The sequence below is a fragment of the Streptomyces hainanensis genome, from assembly GCF_004348415.1.
Lineage (GTDB): Bacteria > Actinomycetota > Actinomycetes > Streptomycetales > Streptomycetaceae > Streptomyces > Streptomyces hainanensis.
Window position 1 is genome coordinate 1 of the sequence record NZ_SMKI01000153.1, and the last position, 15411, is coordinate 15411.

Sequence of the window (15411 nt, forward strand, 5' to 3'; positions counted from 1 at the left end):
GTCTCGGTCTGGCGGGACGGGCGGGAGGTCGTGCGGCTCGGCGGCGGCTGGGCCGACGCGGGGCGCCGACGCCCCTGGTCCGCCGAGACGTTGGTGATGCCGTACTCGCTGTCGAAGACGTTCGTCACGCTCGCCGCGCTGGTCGCCGTCCGGGACGGTGCCGTCGGGCTCGACGAGCCGGTCGCCGGGCACTGGCCGGAGTACGGCGCCCGGGGCAAGGACCGCACCACGCTGCGGCAGATCCTCGTCCACCGGGCGGGGCAGCCGCGCTTCCCCGCCGAGGCCGCCGGTCTCGACCCGCTGGACGACGCCGGGTTGCGGGCGTCGCTCGCGGCGGCCGCGCCGGAGTATCCGCCGGGCACGGGGCTCGGGGAGCACGCGCTGACCTACGGCCACCTGGTCGACGGCGTGCTGCGGGCCGCCACCGGCGCCACGTTGGGCAAGGTGTACGACGGCGTGGTGCGGCCGGCGCTCGGGCTCGACGCCTGGTTCGGGGTGCCGGAGGCCGAGTGGGGGCGCGTCGCCGACCTGGAGTTCGCACACCCCGACTGGCCGGAGCGGCTGCACGCGGCGCCCTGGCTCCGGATCCCCGCGGGCCCGCTCGACCTCGCGCTGACGAACTCCGCCGGCTGGCGGCGGTCGGTCTTCGGCGCCGTCAACCTGCACACCACCGCGACCGCGATGGCCCGGTTCTTCGCCGAACTCACCGACGAGGCGGGCCCGGTCGCGGGGCTGCTCGGCCCCGAGCTGCACGCCGAGCTCCTCGCCTCCCAGGTCACCGGCTTCGACGAGGTGTTCGGCACCCGGCTCACCTGGACGCTGGGCCTCGTCCGCGACCGCGGCAAGATCGCCAAGGGCGGCATCGGCGGCTCGGCCGCCTGGTGGTCGCTCCGCCACGGGCACGCCGCCGCCTATCTGACGCGCCGGCTCGACGACCACTCCAGGGCGGCCGCAGTGGCGGCCGCCCTGGGCGACGACCTGCGGGTGGTCGGCGAGGACTGACCGGCGGGCCGTCAGATGCGGGGGTCGGACGAGGGCGTCAGGCCTGGTCGACGGGGGCCTGGAGCTCCGTCACCCAGTCGTCCCGGTTCGCCGGGCACTCCAGGCTGATCTCCCTGGGGTAGCCGGTGGACCGGTAGCCGTGGGCGTCGATCCAGCGGCCCAGGGCCTGGGCGGTGGGCACCACCGCGTCCATCGAGCCGCGGTGCACGATGGTCGCCGCCTGGTCGAGGGGCGGCAGGTCGAGCACCCGGAACCCGCCGTCCGCGCCCCCGTCCCCCAGCGGTGCCGAGACCTGGACGGCGGCGTGCACGGTGATCCTGCCGCCGCCCTCCGGCGCGTCCTCGTAGGAGGCGACGCCGGGTCCTGTGGGGGTGACGCCCGCGGCCGACAGGCGGCGGAACAGCTCGTCGTAGAGGGGGCCGATGACCGGGCCGATGTCATCGGGTTGGAAACTGGCGGCGGTCGCGGTCAGCTCGGCCACCCGTACGGCCGGCACGGTCCTGAGGACGACGTCGTCGGTGGGCATGTGCCCCTCGCTCTCGATCGACCGGAGCCTCGCCTCGACCTGGACCAGCCGACGCGCCGCCGCGGCCATGGTGGCCTCCAGCTCGGCACGCCGCAGCCGCAGCATGCCGCGCAGCTCCGCGACGTCCACCCGCTCGTCGATGATGTCCCGCACCTGCTGGAGGGTGAACCCCAGGTCCTTCAGGGCGATGATCCGGTTGAGGCGGGCGAGTTGGGCGGCGGTGTAGTGGCGGTAGCCGGTGGCAGGGTCGACATGGGCCGGGCGCAGCAGTCCGGTCGCGTCGTAGTGACGCAGCATCCGGACCGACACGCGGCCGTGTCGGGCGAAGTCTCCGATGGTGAACATGACGTCTCCGAGTCGACCGTCTCACACGGTGTGAGAGTCAAGCCGACGGGGCTCGCCCGCTCGTCACCCCTCGGTCTTGATCTTCCGCATGGTGAGGTGCGAGGTGACCCGCAGGAGGCCCGGCAGGCCGGTGAGCCGGCCGACGACGAAGGCGTCGTAGGCGTCGTGGTCGGCGACCTGGACGCGGAGGAAGTAGTCGGGGCGGCCGAACATCCGGCGCAGCTCGACGACCTCCTCGTAGCCGGCCACGGTCTGCTCGAACGCCTCGATGGTCCGCAGGTCGTTGGCGGAGACCTCGACGTCCACCAGCACCTCGAGGCCGCGGCCGACGGCCTCGGGATCGATCACGGCGCGGTAGCCGGCGATGACGCCGGCCTCCTCCAGGCGCTTGACCCGGCGCAGGCAGGGCGGCGGCGTCAGGCCGACCCGCCTGGCCAGCTCCACGTTGGTGAGCCGGCCGTCCCGGCGCAGCTGGAACAAAATGTCGCGGTCGAGGGCATCGAGGCCCGCTTCATTGCTCACCTGCTGATCATAGGGTCATAGATGGCAACCATATGAGGTTCATTTCTTCCTAGAATTTCAGGCATGCGTACCTCCACGGTGGAACCCGGGGCCCGCGCCGCCGCCCTGCGGGACTCCGGCTCGGTGGGGCTCGGTCTGGTCCCGCTGGGCCTCGCCTTCGGCATGCTCGTCACCCAGTCCGGCGTCGACTGGTGGTACGCCAGCCTGTTCACCCTCGCCGTCTACGCCGGGTCCTTCGAGTTCCTGCTCGTCGGCCTGGTCGGCGCGCTCGCCCCGCTGGGGACCGTCGCCCTCACCGCGTTCCTGGTCAACATCCGGCACGTCTTCTACGCCCTGTCCTTCCCGCTGCACCGCGTCGAAGGCCGCCTCGCCAGGGCCTACAGCACCTTCGCCCTGACCGACGAGGCATACGCCCTGACCACCGGCGAACCGGCCAGGACCTGGTCCGGCCGGCGCGTCCTCTGGCTCCAGGCGTTCCTGCACCTGTACTGGGTCGGGGGCGCCACCGCGGGGGCGCTGCTCGGCTCGCTGATCCCGGCGGGCGTCACCGGGCTGGAGTTCGCGCTGACCGCCCTGTTCACCGTGCTGGCGCTGGACGCCGTCCGGGACCGGCGCGGCGACCTCCCCACCCCGCTGCTCGCACTGCTCAGCGCGCTGGTCGGCCGGCTCGTCGCCCCCGACCAGATGCTGCTCGTCGCCTTCGCCCTCTTCACCACCGCGCTCGTCGCCCGCCGTGTCGTCACCCGCCGTGGGAGGTCGGCCGATGCCTGAGGCGCCCTACCTGCTGGCCGCGGTCGCCGTCTCCGCCGCCGTCACCTGGGCACTCCGCGCCCTTCCCTTCACCGTCCTCGCCCCACTGCGCGCCAGCGACACCGTCCGCCACCTCTCCACCCGGATGCCGGCCGGCGTCATGGTGATCCTGGTCGTCTACTGCCTGCGCGACCTGCCGGTCACCGAGCCCCGGGTGCTCGCCCCGCTGGCGGCCCTGGCCACCACCGTCGGCCTCCACCTGTGGCGCCGCGACGCCCTGCTGAGCATCGTCGGCGGCACCGTCGTCCACGTGACCCTGGCCAGCACCGTCCTCGCGGGCTGACGCACCACCGGCCGGGCAGGGCGGCGCCCGGTTCAGGCGCCCGGTTCAGGCGGCGCGGAGCTGGTCGCGGAGGCGGCGGGCGACGTGGCCCATCAGGGCCTCGGCGGCCGGCTGGTTGCTCGCCGCCACCCGGGACTCGGTCAGCGCCGCCACCGCGTACGCCTGGCCGTCGGCGTGCTTCACCACGCCGACCTCGTGCCGCAGGTTGAGCTGGGTGCCGGTCTTGGACGACCAGGTGGAGGCGTCGGAGGCGAAGTCCGGGGCGAGGCGGTGCCGCAGCAGGTTGTCGGCCATCAGGCCGCGCAGCCGCTCGGCCACGTCCGGATGGACCTCCGAGGGCGCGGTCCACACCGCCTGGAGCAGGTCGACGAAGGCCCGCGCCGTGCCGATGTTGGCCCGCGCCACGTCGAAGTGCGGCAGCCGGTGGCCCCGGCCCGCCGTGCCGGCGTCGATCGCCAGGGCCTGGGCCAGGTGCGCGTCGTCCCCCTGGAACTGCCTCCACGGGGTGCCGGTCAGGTCGTCCAACAGGTGCCGGATCACGATGCCGCGCAGCCCGAGGCCGTCCAGGATCGCCGCGACCTCGGCGGGCGGGGTGAGCCGGAACAGCGTGTCGGCGGCCACGCTGTCGCTGATCGCCATGGACAGGTAGAGCAGGTCGTCGACGGCGACGCGGGCCGGGTGCCGGAACCGGCTCAGGCCGGTGGGGCCCGGCGCGGTGACCCGCCCCGGCGCCACCTCGATCGCGGTGGCGCCGTCGAGTTCGCCGAGCCGGACGCGCTCCAGCGTGGCCAGGGCGAGCGGCACCTTCACCAGCGAGGCGACGGGGAACTCGATGTCCGGATCGATGCCGATCTCGTCGCCCGTCTCCAGGTCGCGGACCAGGAACGAGCCCCGCAGCCCGCCGTCCCGCAGCGCCTGCCGCAACTCCCTGAGCACCGCGTTGGTACCGCCGCTCATCACGCCGCCTCCGCGTGCTCGGTGGCGCCGAGGCAGCGGGCGATCCCGCCCCCGCACACCTGCCTGACCAGCGTGGCGTCCGCGTCCGCCTCGTCCGCCACCACCAGGGAGAAGCCCCGCGCCAACCCGGGATCGAGCTCGCCGAGCGGCCGCCAGTGCAGGCGGAGCTCCCCGGCCTGCGCGGGCGAGCACAGCAGCGCGTCGCCGTGGCTCAGCACGTGCGCCGTGGCGGCGGCCACACTCCGGGCCACCGCGAGCTGCGCCGGGCGCAGCCCGACGGCGTCCCGCAGCCGGGTCAGGCCGTCCCTGATGTGCGGCACATCGTCCTCGGACTGGAGCCAGACGCGGCGGGGCCGCCGGTCGCGGTCGGTGCGGCCCGGCCGGAGGGTGTCCAGGTAGATCGGGCCGCCCCCCGGATCGTCGGCGACGGCGAGGCCGAGCGGCACCGTCCAGGTCGCCTCGGCGGGCGGCAGGGCGAGCAGGGCCGCCCGCACCTGGCGGGAGCGCAGCAGTTCGGTGCGCTCGGCGGGCGAGGCGGGGCGTGGGTCGAGGCGGAGACCGTGGCCGTGCGCCTCGGCGATGAAGCGGGCCAGCGACCCGGTGGGGCAGGTGTCGGGCACGGCCAGCCGCAGCGGCGCGTGCCTGGCGGCCTCCGCCTCCTGCTCCAGCCGGTCGGCGAGCCGCACCAGCTGGGTGGCGAGCGGCAGGACGTCCCGGCCGAAGGGGGTGAGCGCGGCCGGACGCGAGGACCGCTCCAACACCCGCTCGCCCAGGTGCCGTTCCAGCGCGGCGATCCGACGGCTCGCGACGGACTGGGCCATCCGGGCCGCCGCCGCGCCGACCGTGAAACTGCCGCGCTCGCTCACGTTGACGAACGCGCGGCACGCTGCGACGAGATCCATGGGTCCGCATTATGCCAAAGCGGCATGGAACCGCGCGTTCGCGGCTTGGACGCCGCCACGGGACGGGACGGAGGCTGAGTTGGTTCGACAGCGGGTTCGACAGCTGGTCAGCCAGCGGGTTCCCGGAGAGGGCGGAGGATCGCATGCGTACGAGACGGAACGGATGGCCGCGCGGCAGGGCCGGGGTGGGCGCGGTGCTCGCGCTCGCCGTCGTGGTGCTCGCGGCGGGGGTGGCGCTGGTGCTGGCCCGGCGGGACGCCGGGGACGACGCGGACGACGGGCGCGAGGCGGCGGCCGACACGGCCCGGCGGTTCCTCGACGCCTGGGCGGCCGACGACCCGGAGCGGGCGGCCGCACTCACCGACGACCCCGAGGCGGCCCGCTCGCTGCTGGAGTCGGTGCGCGAGAACACCCGCCCCGAGGGGCTGGAGTTCGCCGTGACCGGCGAGCCCGAGCCGGCACCGGCGGAGGGCGCGGAGACCGAGGGGGCCGAAGAGGCCGACGGGACCGGAACGGGCACGCTCGCCGTGCCGTTCACCGCGACGTTCACCCTGGCCGGCCTCGACGCCTGGTCCTACGACTCGACCGCGCTGCTCCGCCCCGACGCCGGGGACGGCGACGGGTGGTCCGTCGTCTGGGAGTCGGCGCTCGTCCACCCGGAGCTGGCCGACGGCCAGACGCTGGTGCTCTCCCGGCCGGCCGCCGAGCGGGCGCCGATACTCGCGGCGGACGGCAGCCAGCTGGCCGGCCGGGCGACCGTCTGGAACATCGCGGTCCGACCGGCGGAGCTGACCGACCAGGACGCGGCCTGGGCCGTGTTGGACACGCTGGACGTCGGCATCGACACCGACGCCCTCGCCGACCGGGTGGCCGAGGCGGAGCCAGAACAGGCCGTCCCGGTCGTGACCCTGCGGGACGCGGTCTTCCAGGAGCACGCGGCCGAGCTGGCCGCCGTGCCGGGTCTGGAGTCCGTGGAGGGCACCCGGCAGCTGGCGCTCGCCGCGCGCGCCGTGGTCGGCGGCCTCGACCCGGAGTCCGGCGCCGGCGTCACCGGCCTCCAGGAGCGGTACGACGAGCAGCTGGCCGGCACCGGCTCGGCGGCCATGGTGATCGCGGACCGCGCCTCGGGCGCGGCGGTGGAGACCCTGCACGACTGGTCGGGCGGCGAGGCCGGCAGCCCCGTCGGAACGACGATCGACCCGGACGTCCAGCGGGCCGCCGAGGCGGCGCTCGACGAGGCCGGACGGGACGGCGCGATCGTCGCGGTCCGCCCCTCCACCGGACACGTGCTGGCCGCCGCCGACTGGCCGGCGGACGGCTTCGACCGTTCGCTGCGCGGGCAGTTGGCGCCCGGCTCCACGTTCAAGGTGCTGACCGCCGCCGCGTTCCTGGAGGGCGGCGCGACGCCGGAAGACGTCCTCGGCTGCCCGCGGACCGTCACCGTCGACGGCCAGTCCTTCGAGAACCAGGACGAGTTCGAACTGGGCGAGGACACCACGCTCCGCGAGGCGTTCACCGCCTCCTGCAACACGGGCCTGATCGCGCACCGCGACCGGTTCGCGCCCGACACGCTGAGCCGCACCGCCGAGGCGTTCGGCATCGGCGGCGAGTGGGACGTGGGCGCCGCCACCTTCGACGGCTCGGTGCCGGCCGCCGAGACCGACAACGAGCTGGCCGCCTCGATGATCGGCCAGGCCAGGGTGCAGACCAGCCCGCTGGTGATGGCCTCGGTCGCCGCGACCGTGGCGGAGGGCGCCTTCCGGCAGCCGGTGCTGGTGCCGGCGGCCGTGGACGAGCCGCACCGGGCGTCGGCCGAGCTCGCCCCCGGGACGTTCGAGGCGCTGCGGTCGATGATGCGCGAGACCGTCACCGACGGCTCGGCGTCGGCACTGGCCGGCGTCCCCGGCGAGCCGCACGGCAAGACGGGCACCGCCGAGTTCGCGGACGAGGACGGCGAACTCTCCACCAACGCCTGGATCATCGGCTTCCTCGGCGAACGCGACCTCGCCTTCGCCGTGGTCCTGGAGGACGGCGGCTCAGGCGGCAGCGACGCCGGCCCCGTCGCGGCGTCCTTCCTCAACGCGCTCTCGTCCTGACCGGTCCATCCACTATGCCGGAACGGCATGGAACGGCGCGGCGGCGTCCCGGACGACGGCGCCCCGCCGACCGGAGGGTGGTCCCGCCCAGGGACGGCGACATCCCCCGGGCCACCGATCACGGCAGTCCCTTCCCAGACCCGGAGGCTCATCCATGACAAACCCCCCGCGCCCGCGCCGGAGCGCCGCCCGGATGGCCGGTGTGCTCGCGCTCGTCGCGCTCCCGGCCTGCGGCCAGAGCGCCGCGCCCGCGCCCGCGTCCTCGACCGCGTCCTCGGCCGAGGGCGCGGCCGTGGTCGCCCCGGCGTCCGCCGCCGACACGGAACGCGAGTTCGCCGCCCTGGAGCGGGAGTTCGACGCCCGCCTCGGCGTCTACGCGCTGGACACCGGCACCGGCCGCGAGGTCGCCTACCGGGCGGACGACCGGTTCGCGTTCGCCTCGACCTTCAAGTCCCTCGCCGTCGGCGCCGCGCTCCAGCGCTTCGGCGTCGAGGGCATGGACGAGGTGGTCGAGTACGCGGCGGACGACATCGTCCCCAACTCCCCGGTGACCGAGAACTTCGTCGAGACCGGCATGAGCCTGCGCGAGCTGAGCGCCGCCACCCTCTGGTACAGCGACAACACGGCGGCCAACCTGCTCTTCGACGCGCTCGACGGGCCGGAAGGACTGGAGGCCGCGCTGGAGGAACTCGGCGACGACGTCACCGAGATGGACCGCTACGAGCCGGAGCTGAGCGACGGCGTCCCCGGCGACATCCGCGACACCAGCACGCCGCGCGCCCTCGCCGGCAGCCTGCGGGCCTACCTGCTCGGCGACGCCCTGGAACGGGAGGAACGCGAGCTCCTCACCACCTGGATGGCGACCAACACCACCGGTGAGACCCTCATCGACGCCGGCGTCCCCGACGACTGGACCGTCGCCGACAAGAGCGGCACCGCGGGCTACGGCGGCCGCAACGACATCGCCGTGCTCTGGCCCGAGGACGGCGGCAACCCGATCGTCATGGCCGTGCTGTCCAGCCGCGACCAGGAGGGCGCCACCCGGGACGACGCCCTGATCGCCCGCGCCGCCACCGCGGCCGTGGCCGGCCTGGGCCGCTGACCGCCCCGCGTCCGGACCCCGAGGGGTCCGGACGCGGCACGGAGCCCGCGGTCAGAGCGAACGGCTCAGGCCGTCGTGGCTCTCCTCCGCCGGGTCGCCGTCGGCGGCGAGGGTGCTCCTGAGCCCCTCGCCCTCGACGTCCACGTTCGGCAGCACCCGGTCGAGCCGCTTCGGCAGCCACCACGCCCGGTCGCCCAGCAGCGCCAGGACGGCCGGGACGATCGTCATCCGCACCACGAACGCGTCGAACAGGACCGCCACCGCCAGCCCGAGGCCGACCATCATGATCATGACCTCCGGGGAACCGATGAAGCCCGCGAAGACGCTGATCATGATGACGGCCGCCGCGGCGACCACCCGGGCGCCGTGCGCGAAGCCGGACTCGACCGCCTCACGCGGCCCCGAGCCGTTCACGTACGCCTCCCGCATCCGGCTGACCAGGAACACCTCGTAGTCCATCGCCAGGCCGAAGACGATCCCGATGAGCAGGACCGGCATCAGGCTCATGATGGGCCCGGGCTCCTCGACGCCCAACAGCGAGGCGGCCCACCCCCACTGGAAGACCGCGACGACGACGCCGAGCGACGCGAGCACCGACAGCAGGAAGCCGAGCGCCGCCTTCAGCGGCACCAGGATCGACCGGAACACCAGGATCAGCAGCAGGAACGCGAGCCCGATGACCAGCGCCAGATAGGGCACGAGCGCCTCCTGCATCCGCTGCGAGACGTCGATGTTCAGCGCCGTCTGCCCGGTGACCAGCACGTCCGCGCCCTCGTCCGCGGCGTCCCGCGCCACGTCGCCGCGGATCGCGTCGACCAGGTCCTCCGTGCCCACCGTGGTGGGGCCGGTCGCGGGGATCACCGTGACGGTGGCGGTGTCGCCGGCCGGGTTCATCGCGGCCGGGCTCGCGGTCACCACCCCGTCGAGCCCGCCGAGCGTGGCGGCGGCGCCCTCGGCGACCCGCTGCGGCTCCCGCGCGTCGGTCGCGTCCACGACGACGAGCAGCGGGCCGTTGAAGCCGGGGCCGAACGAGTCGGCCAGCATGTCGTACGCGCGGCGCTGGGTGGTCGACCCGGGCTGGGAGCCGTCGTCGGGCAGCCCGAGACGCAGGTCGGCGGTGGGCAGGGCCACGATCCCGAGGCCGACGATCGCCGTCAGCAGCACGGCGAGCGGACGGCGCGTCACGAACCGCACCCACCGCAGGCCGAGCGGCTCCCGGCCGGCGGCCGCCGGCTCCTCCCCCGCGGCTCCGTCCTCGACCGCCTCGTCGCCCCGCTCGTCGCCCGGGTCGCCGGCCGTCACCTCCGCCGCCCCGTCCGGCACCTCCCCGGCCCGCCCACCGGGCCGCGCGGGGGACACGGCACCGGCCGGCCCGGCGGCGCGCAGCTCGCGCCGGCCGAGAATCCGGTCACCGGCGAAACCCAGTACCGCCGGCAGCAGGGTGAGCCCCACCGCGACGGCGATCACCACGGCCCCGGCCGCGGCCACACCCATCTTGGTGAGCATCGGCATGTTCACCACGAACAGTCCGCCGAGCGCGATGACCACCGTCAGGCCGGCGAAGACGACCGCCGAGCCCGCCGTGCCGACCGCGACACCGATCGCGTCGTACGCCGAACGCCCCCGCGCCCGCTCGTACTTGTAACGCGAGACGATGAACAACGCGTAGTCGATGCCCACGGCGAGGCCGATCATCACGGCGAGGATCGGCGTCAGACTGTCGAACCCCAGCGCCCCGGAGAGCGCCGCCACCCCGGCGAAGGCGATCCCGACGCCCACCAGCGCGGTCAGCAGCGGCATCCCGGCCGCCACCAGCGAGCCCAGCGCGGCCACCAGCACCACGGCCGCGACGACCACGCCCACCACCTCGGTCGGGCCGAGCAGTTCGGGCTCGACGCTCAACGCGTCGCCACTGCCCTCCACCGTGAGGCCGGCGTCCCGCCCCTCCCGCATCGCCTCGGCCAGCCCGTCCCGGTCGGCGTCCGTCAGCTCGGTCGCCGCCTCGGTGTAGCTGATCTGGGTGTAGGCGGTGGAACCCTCACCGCTCACCGAGCCCTCGGTGTCGAACGGATCGGTCACCGCCGCGACCCGCGGCGAGCTCTGCCCCAGGGCGGCGACGACGTCGTCGACGACGTCCCGGTACCGGTCCGTCGAGATCTGCTCGCCGTCCGGCGCGCGGAAGACGACCCGGGCACTCGCCCCGTCGGCCGCCGGCCCGGGGAAGCGCTCGTCCAGCAGGTCGAAGGCCCGCTGCGCCTCGGTCCCCGGGACGCTGAAGGTCGTCGTGGCGGCGCCGGAGCCGGCGAGCATGCCGGCACCGGCGATCCCGAGGACCACGACCCACACGAACGACACCAGCCATCGGCGCCGGAAGGACCAGCGCCCGAGCCGGTAGAGAAGGGTAGCCACCGCGGATGTCTCCTATCGGGTGATAAATCGGCCTGGCGAGGAAAGGACGGGCCCGGCACCCGGGAGTGCCGCCGTCGGCCCGGTGGGGGGAGCTTGTCCGCCGTTGGAGCTACCGCAGGGCGAGAACGGGGAGGATCACCCGGTCGAGGTACCGGGTGATGGCGTCGAGGTCCCAGGCGTCCGCGTCGACCAGCGGGCCGGCGAGCAGACAACCGATCAACATGTGCGTCAGGTAGGGGACGGCCGGCCCGTCGGCGGGGATCTCGCCGCGCCCGACGGCCGCCGCCACCGCCTGCCGCACGGGCGCGAAGTCCCGGTCGATCACGACCTCGCGCAGCACCGCCAGGGCCTCGGCGTCGGTGAGCGCCGTCCGGTAGAGGCCCACCAGCACCTGGAGGTCGGACTCCCGGTCCGCGAAGTGCGTCAGCCAGTGCCGCAGGTCGCCGGCGAGCGACCCGGTGTCGGCGTACGCCGCCGCCATCGGCCCCGAGGCCCGCAGCGCGCTGGCCACCAGCGTGGGCTTGTCGCCCCACTGGCGGTAGAGCGTGGCCTTGCTGCTCCTGGTGCGGGCCGCCACCTGTTCCAGGGTCAGGCCCTCGTAGCCCTTCTCCCTGATGATCTGCAACGTGGCCTCCAGCAGGGCCCGTTCACGCTCCGGGGTGAGCCGGCTGTAACGCCTACTGGTTTCCGCCCTGACCGTCATCACCGGCGCCTCCGGGGGGCACGCGTCGCTCAGCCCTGTGACATCGACACGGAGGCGATTCGATCCGCGACCGTTTCGATGACGTGTTGCTGCGAGAGTAGGCCCTCCCCTCGCCGGAACGCAAACGATCCGCTCCGACACTCACCGTGTCGACGGGCGCCGACGAGCGGGCCCCGGCCGGACGCGGTGGGCGTCCGGCCGGGGCCCTGGGTGGGGGGTGGCTCAGAAGGTCACGTCACTGCAGAGGAAGTAGATCTGGTCCGCGTGCGAGGCCTTCCAGACCGTGTAGACCACGTGGTGTCCCGAGCGTCCCGGCGCGGTCACGTTGGCGGTGTAGTTGCCGGCGGGCGCGTAGCTGCCGGTCGAGGTACGAAGCTCCAGGTCGGCCCAGTCCAGGGCGTCCGTCTGGGCGTTGTACCCCTGCCTGGTCACGTAGATCCGGAGGTAGTCGGCGCCGTGGAACGCCTGGTCCACCAGGTTGACCGTGAAGTTGGTGGAGATCGCCGAGGTCCTCCAGGCGCCCGGGTTGTCGAGGGAGTTGTACCGGCCGTCCTGCGTGTGGCCGGCGCTGCACAGCTGGTTGTCGGGGATGAAGGCCTGGTAGTTGCCCCCGGTGCCCTCGCGGTACAGACCGTTCCAGTTCCACATGGCGTTGGTGTCGTACTGCCACGCCTGCCAGCACATCGGGTCCTGCTGCTGCATGGCCGGGTTCTGGAAGTCGTTGCCCCAGCGCTGCCAACAACCGTAGTTGCGGGAGACCGGGTTGGAGGTCGAGCCGTGGGCGGAGACGTTCGGGCTCGACCAGGGCGTCGCGACGAGCAGGGCGGCGGCCAGGGCCGCCAAGAGCGCGCGCAGGGTCCAGCCGCGCGCGGCGGTGCGGTCGTGTCGATGCGTTAACACTGCGACTCCTGATCCGGAGGGGGTGGATGTCCGGTTTTGGGAGCGCTCCCAGTTGATGGGTCCTTTTCCTCCGCGATACGGGATTGAAACGTTCTCTACCGGCCAACGGTGTTCCGGCGGTCCCGCCCCGGCGGCTCAGACGGCTTCGGCCAGGATGCCGGCGACGGCCTCGTCGAGGGTGGTGGGCGGACGGCCGAGCACCCGTTCGAGGTCGTCGGTCACCCGCTCCAGCGCCCCCGACCTGGCCTGCTCCTCCAGCCAGCCCTGCGGCCCCGGCGCCCGCTCGGCGCGCGGCCGGTGCGCGACGGGCGTGCCGGCCAGCCTGCTGAGGGTCGCCGCGAGCCGGGGATGGGTCCACGGCTCGCCGGTGAAGTCGTAGGCGCGGCCCAGGTGGTGGTCCTCGGTCAGCACGCGGACGGCCGCCTCGGCGAGGTCGCGGCGGAAGGCGGTGTTGAGGCGACGCCCGCCGGTGCCGTCCGGCAGCTCCCCGGCGGCGACGGCGGCCCGCAGCCCCGGGTTGAGGAACGCCTCGCTGTAGAAGGGGTGGCGCAGCAGGGTGTGCGGCAGGCCGCTGGCGCGCAGGAGGCCCTCGGTGGCGTGGTGCGCCGCGGTGACCCCGTCGGGCCGGGTGTCGGCGCCGAGGAAGCTGGTGTACGCGAGCGAGCCGACGCCGGCGTCGCGGGCCGCCTCGATCGCGGCCCGGTGCTGGGCGGCCCGGCGGGCCGGGTCGAGCTCGGGTGAGGAGATCAGCAGCAGCCGGTCGGCGCCGGCGAACGCGGCGCGCAGGCCGGCGGGGTCGTCGTAGTCGCCATGCCTGACCCGGACGCCGCGCGCCGCCAGGTCGGCGACCCTGGCGGGGTCGCGGACGGCCGCCGCCACCCGGTCGGCGGGGACCCGGGCCAGCAACCCGTCCACGACCAGCCGTCCGAAGGCCCCCGAAGCGGCCGAGACCACGATCACGCGCGACTCCCTCCCTGGCGTGCCCGGCCGACGCGCGTCGTCACTCGGCGGGCCACGAAGAACGGACACACCATCGGGGAGCGGTGCGGCGGGCGTCAAAGCCTTTTCCCACGGGGCGGGTTGCCGCGTCACCCGGCGGTACGATTCCCGGGTCCGCACCGCACCCGACCGCGCGTCGTCCCCGCCCACCGCGCGGGCCTCGTCGCCCGGCCGACCGAGAGACGAGGCGTCCCACCGTGTCCCGTCCCGGCCCGCCGGACCGACCCGGCCGCACCGGCCGCCCCGGTCGCACCGCCTGGCGCGGCTGGCTCGTCTGGCTCGTCTGGCTCGCGCCGGTCGGCGTGAACGCCGTCCTCGGCCTGGTCGGCGTGGTGCCGTGCTTCTTCCTGTGGTACTTCCTGTCCGACTACCCGCTCCACGACCTCGGGTTGACCGCCAGGGAGCCGACCGAGAACGACGGGATCGGCGTCGTGGCCTTCCTGCTGCTGCTCGTCGGCGGCTGGTTCCTCGCCGTCTGGCTGCTGAGCAACGTCCCGGTGCGCAAGGGCACTCCGGCACGGTCGCTGCCCACCCGGCGGTACTGGGCGACGAGTTCCGCCGTGTCGTGCGCGCCAACCCTCGTCGTCGTCCTCTGGGCGGCCGTCAACCGGCTGTAGTCGGGCCGGCCCTCAGGTGGGCCGGGGGTCGTGGTGGTCGGCGCTCCGCGCCAGGTCGACCTCGTGGCCGAGGAGATGGAGCGGGGCGGCGCGCACCCCGGTGGCCTCGGTGGCGTCCCAGTAGGCGTGCGCGTGGGAGGCGTCGACCAGGCCGTGGACCGGTGGCAGGCCGGGCAGGGCCGCGTGGAGCAGGGATTCGAGCCGGCAGGAGGCCATCGTGTCCGGCAGCCAGGGCTGGGCGGCGTAGCCGGCGGCCGCGGCGGGCGGCAGGTCGGGGGCGACGCGGCGCTCGGTGCTGCCGACCGAGAGCAGGCCGCCGCCGAGGATCAGCACGTCGTGCCGGCGACGCATCCGGGCGAGGGCGGCGGCGGTGTCGAAGCAGTGCGGGAACGAGTCGTCGACCACGACGGTGCCGGGGCGCAGCCGTTCGACGTCGAGGACGGCGGTGGTGCCGCTGACGGCGGTGACGAGCACGTCGGCCTCGTAGCCGGCGTCCGGCAGGCCGGGCGTGGACTCGGCGGTGGCCACCGAGCCGGCCAGTCCTTCGGCGCGCAACTCGGCGGCGAGCGCCCGGAGTCGGGGCGTGCTGCCGGCGACGTCGCACAGCAGCAGGTGGGCCGGCGGGCGCGGGGCGCGGGCGAGGAGCAGGCGGAGGGACGAGGTGCCGATGGAGCCGAGTCCGACGCCGGCGACGGTCAGGTCGGCGAGGTCGCGCCCGGTGGCGGCGAGCGCGGCGTGGACGGTCCTGACCACCGAGACGGCGGTGGTCGCGTGCCCGGTGGTGAGCGTCGTCGCCGGGGCGGCGCCCCGGGTGGCGCGCAGCACCTCGAAGCCGTAGCCGGTGTGCGCGGGGATCATGCCGGCCAGGGAGACGCGGCGGGCGCCGAGCGAGGCGGCGTGGGTGACGGCGCGGGCGGCGTGGTCGGTGAGGGCTGCGCCGGGGGCGAGTTCGTCGGCGAAGAGCGGGAGCGCGACGAACGCGGAGCGGCCGAGCGGCGTGTCGATCTCCTCCAGCAGGCGGGGGCCGCCGTCCGGGAAGAGCAGGGTCCGCAACCGCTCGCGGGGCAGCGCCGCTGCCGGCAGGCCGGCGAGCGCCGCCAGGTGTCCTGGGGCGGGCAGGTAGCCGACGAGCGCGGCGTCCGCCCGGGGTCCGCGCGCGCCCGTGGGACGGCGTGGCGGGTCGACGGCGGCGGCGAGTTCGTCGCGCAGCGCGTGGGTGAACGCGGTGAGGGCGGGCG

Annotated in this window: 14 protein-coding genes and 1 pseudogene; 6 read left to right on the forward strand and 9 right to left on the reverse strand. The window is 74.8% G+C overall.

The annotated features are described in order from the left end of the window. On the forward strand, nucleotides 1–1002 hold a 1002-nt coding region (locus E1283_RS16075; RefSeq protein WP_132818726.1), incomplete at its 5' end, for a serine hydrolase domain-containing protein. A gap of 37 nt (nucleotides 1003–1039) precedes the next feature. Here the strand turns inward: E1283_RS16075 and E1283_RS16080 are convergent. Continuing rightward, on the reverse strand, nucleotides 1040–1873 hold the full coding sequence (locus E1283_RS16080; protein ID WP_132818727.1) for a MerR family transcriptional regulator: 834 nt from the start codon (nucleotides 1871–1873) through the stop codon (nucleotides 1040–1042). 63 nt (nucleotides 1874–1936) lie between these two features. Continuing rightward, complete coding sequence (locus tag E1283_RS16085) at nucleotides 1937–2395, reverse strand: Lrp/AsnC family transcriptional regulator (RefSeq protein ID WP_132818728.1); 459 nt, start codon at nucleotides 2393–2395, stop codon at nucleotides 1937–1939. A gap of 63 nt (nucleotides 2396–2458) precedes the next feature. Between E1283_RS16085 and E1283_RS16090 the strand changes: the two genes are divergently transcribed. Continuing rightward, nucleotides 2459–3166 carry an AzlC family ABC transporter permease gene (locus E1283_RS16090; protein WP_132818729.1) on the forward strand — a complete coding sequence of 236 codons (708 nt, stop codon included), beginning with the start codon at nucleotides 2459–2461 and terminating at the stop codon, nucleotides 3164–3166. Then, nucleotides 3159–3488 (forward strand): branched-chain amino acid transporter permease, encoded by a 330-nt coding sequence (locus E1283_RS16095; protein ID WP_132818730.1) that lies wholly within the window; start codon nucleotides 3159–3161, stop codon nucleotides 3486–3488. Before E1283_RS16090 ends, E1283_RS16095 begins: the two co-directional genes overlap by 8 nt. 45 nt (nucleotides 3489–3533) lie before the next feature. On the opposite strand, the gene E1283_RS16100 is transcribed toward E1283_RS16095, so the two are convergent. Together E1283_RS16100 and E1283_RS16105 are read right to left on the reverse strand one after the other, a co-directional pair. Continuing rightward, nucleotides 3534–4445, reverse strand: a complete 912-nt coding sequence (locus E1283_RS16100; RefSeq protein WP_132818731.1) for a serine hydrolase — start codon at nucleotides 4443–4445, stop codon at nucleotides 3534–3536. Continuing rightward, nucleotides 4445–5347 carry a LysR family transcriptional regulator gene (locus tag E1283_RS16105; protein WP_132818732.1) on the reverse strand — a complete coding sequence of 301 codons (903 nt, stop codon included), beginning with the start codon at nucleotides 5345–5347 and terminating at the stop codon, nucleotides 4445–4447. The genes E1283_RS16100 and E1283_RS16105 overlap by 1 nt, the downstream gene beginning before the upstream one ends. A 143-nt stretch (nucleotides 5348–5490) precedes the next feature. Between E1283_RS16105 and E1283_RS16110 the strand changes: the two genes are divergently transcribed. Together E1283_RS16110 and bla are read left to right on the forward strand one after the other, a co-directional pair. Beyond that, nucleotides 5491–7443: a penicillin-binding transpeptidase domain-containing protein gene (locus E1283_RS16110; RefSeq protein ID WP_132818733.1), complete on the forward strand. Its 1953-nt coding sequence runs from the start codon at nucleotides 5491–5493 to the stop codon at nucleotides 7441–7443. A 154-nt stretch (nucleotides 7444–7597) separates the two neighbouring features. Further along, complete coding sequence (gene bla, locus E1283_RS16115) at nucleotides 7598–8545, forward strand: class A beta-lactamase (protein ID WP_132818734.1); 948 nt, start codon at nucleotides 7598–7600, stop codon at nucleotides 8543–8545. A 51-nt stretch (nucleotides 8546–8596) separates the two neighbouring features. Here the strand turns inward: bla and E1283_RS16120 are convergent, their stop codons facing one another. From E1283_RS16120 to E1283_RS16135, 4 genes are all read right to left on the reverse strand, one after another. Then, the gene (locus E1283_RS16120) at nucleotides 8597–10954 is read right to left on the reverse strand and encodes an MMPL family transporter (RefSeq protein ID WP_132818735.1); all 2358 of its coding nucleotides are present in this window, start codon (nucleotides 10952–10954) and stop codon (nucleotides 8597–8599) included. A 109-nt stretch (nucleotides 10955–11063) separates the two neighbouring features. Beyond that, nucleotides 11064–11657 (reverse strand): TetR/AcrR family transcriptional regulator, encoded by a 594-nt coding sequence (locus E1283_RS16125; protein WP_132818736.1) that lies wholly within the window; start codon nucleotides 11655–11657, stop codon nucleotides 11064–11066. Nucleotides 11658–11879: 222 nt separating this feature from the next. After that, entirely contained in the window at nucleotides 11880–12557 is a 678-nt protein-coding gene (locus E1283_RS16130; RefSeq protein ID WP_132818737.1) for a lytic polysaccharide monooxygenase auxiliary activity family 9 protein, read from the reverse strand. A 135-nt stretch (nucleotides 12558–12692) separates the two neighbouring features. Continuing rightward, nucleotides 12693–13517: an NAD(P)H-binding protein gene (locus tag E1283_RS16135; RefSeq protein WP_132818738.1), complete on the reverse strand. Its 825-nt coding sequence runs from the start codon at nucleotides 13515–13517 to the stop codon at nucleotides 12693–12695. Nucleotides 13518–13753: 236 nt separating this feature from the next. On the opposite strand from E1283_RS16135, the gene E1283_RS16140 reads away from it, so the two are divergent. Then, on the forward strand, nucleotides 13754–14173 hold the full coding sequence (locus E1283_RS16140; RefSeq protein WP_243744877.1) for a hypothetical protein: 420 nt from the start codon (nucleotides 13754–13756) through the stop codon (nucleotides 14171–14173). A gap of 12 nt (nucleotides 14174–14185) precedes the next feature. Here the strand turns inward: E1283_RS16140 and E1283_RS16145 are convergent. Then, a pseudogene (locus tag E1283_RS16145) lies at nucleotides 14186–15411 on the reverse strand (condensation domain-containing protein); the annotation flags it as partial.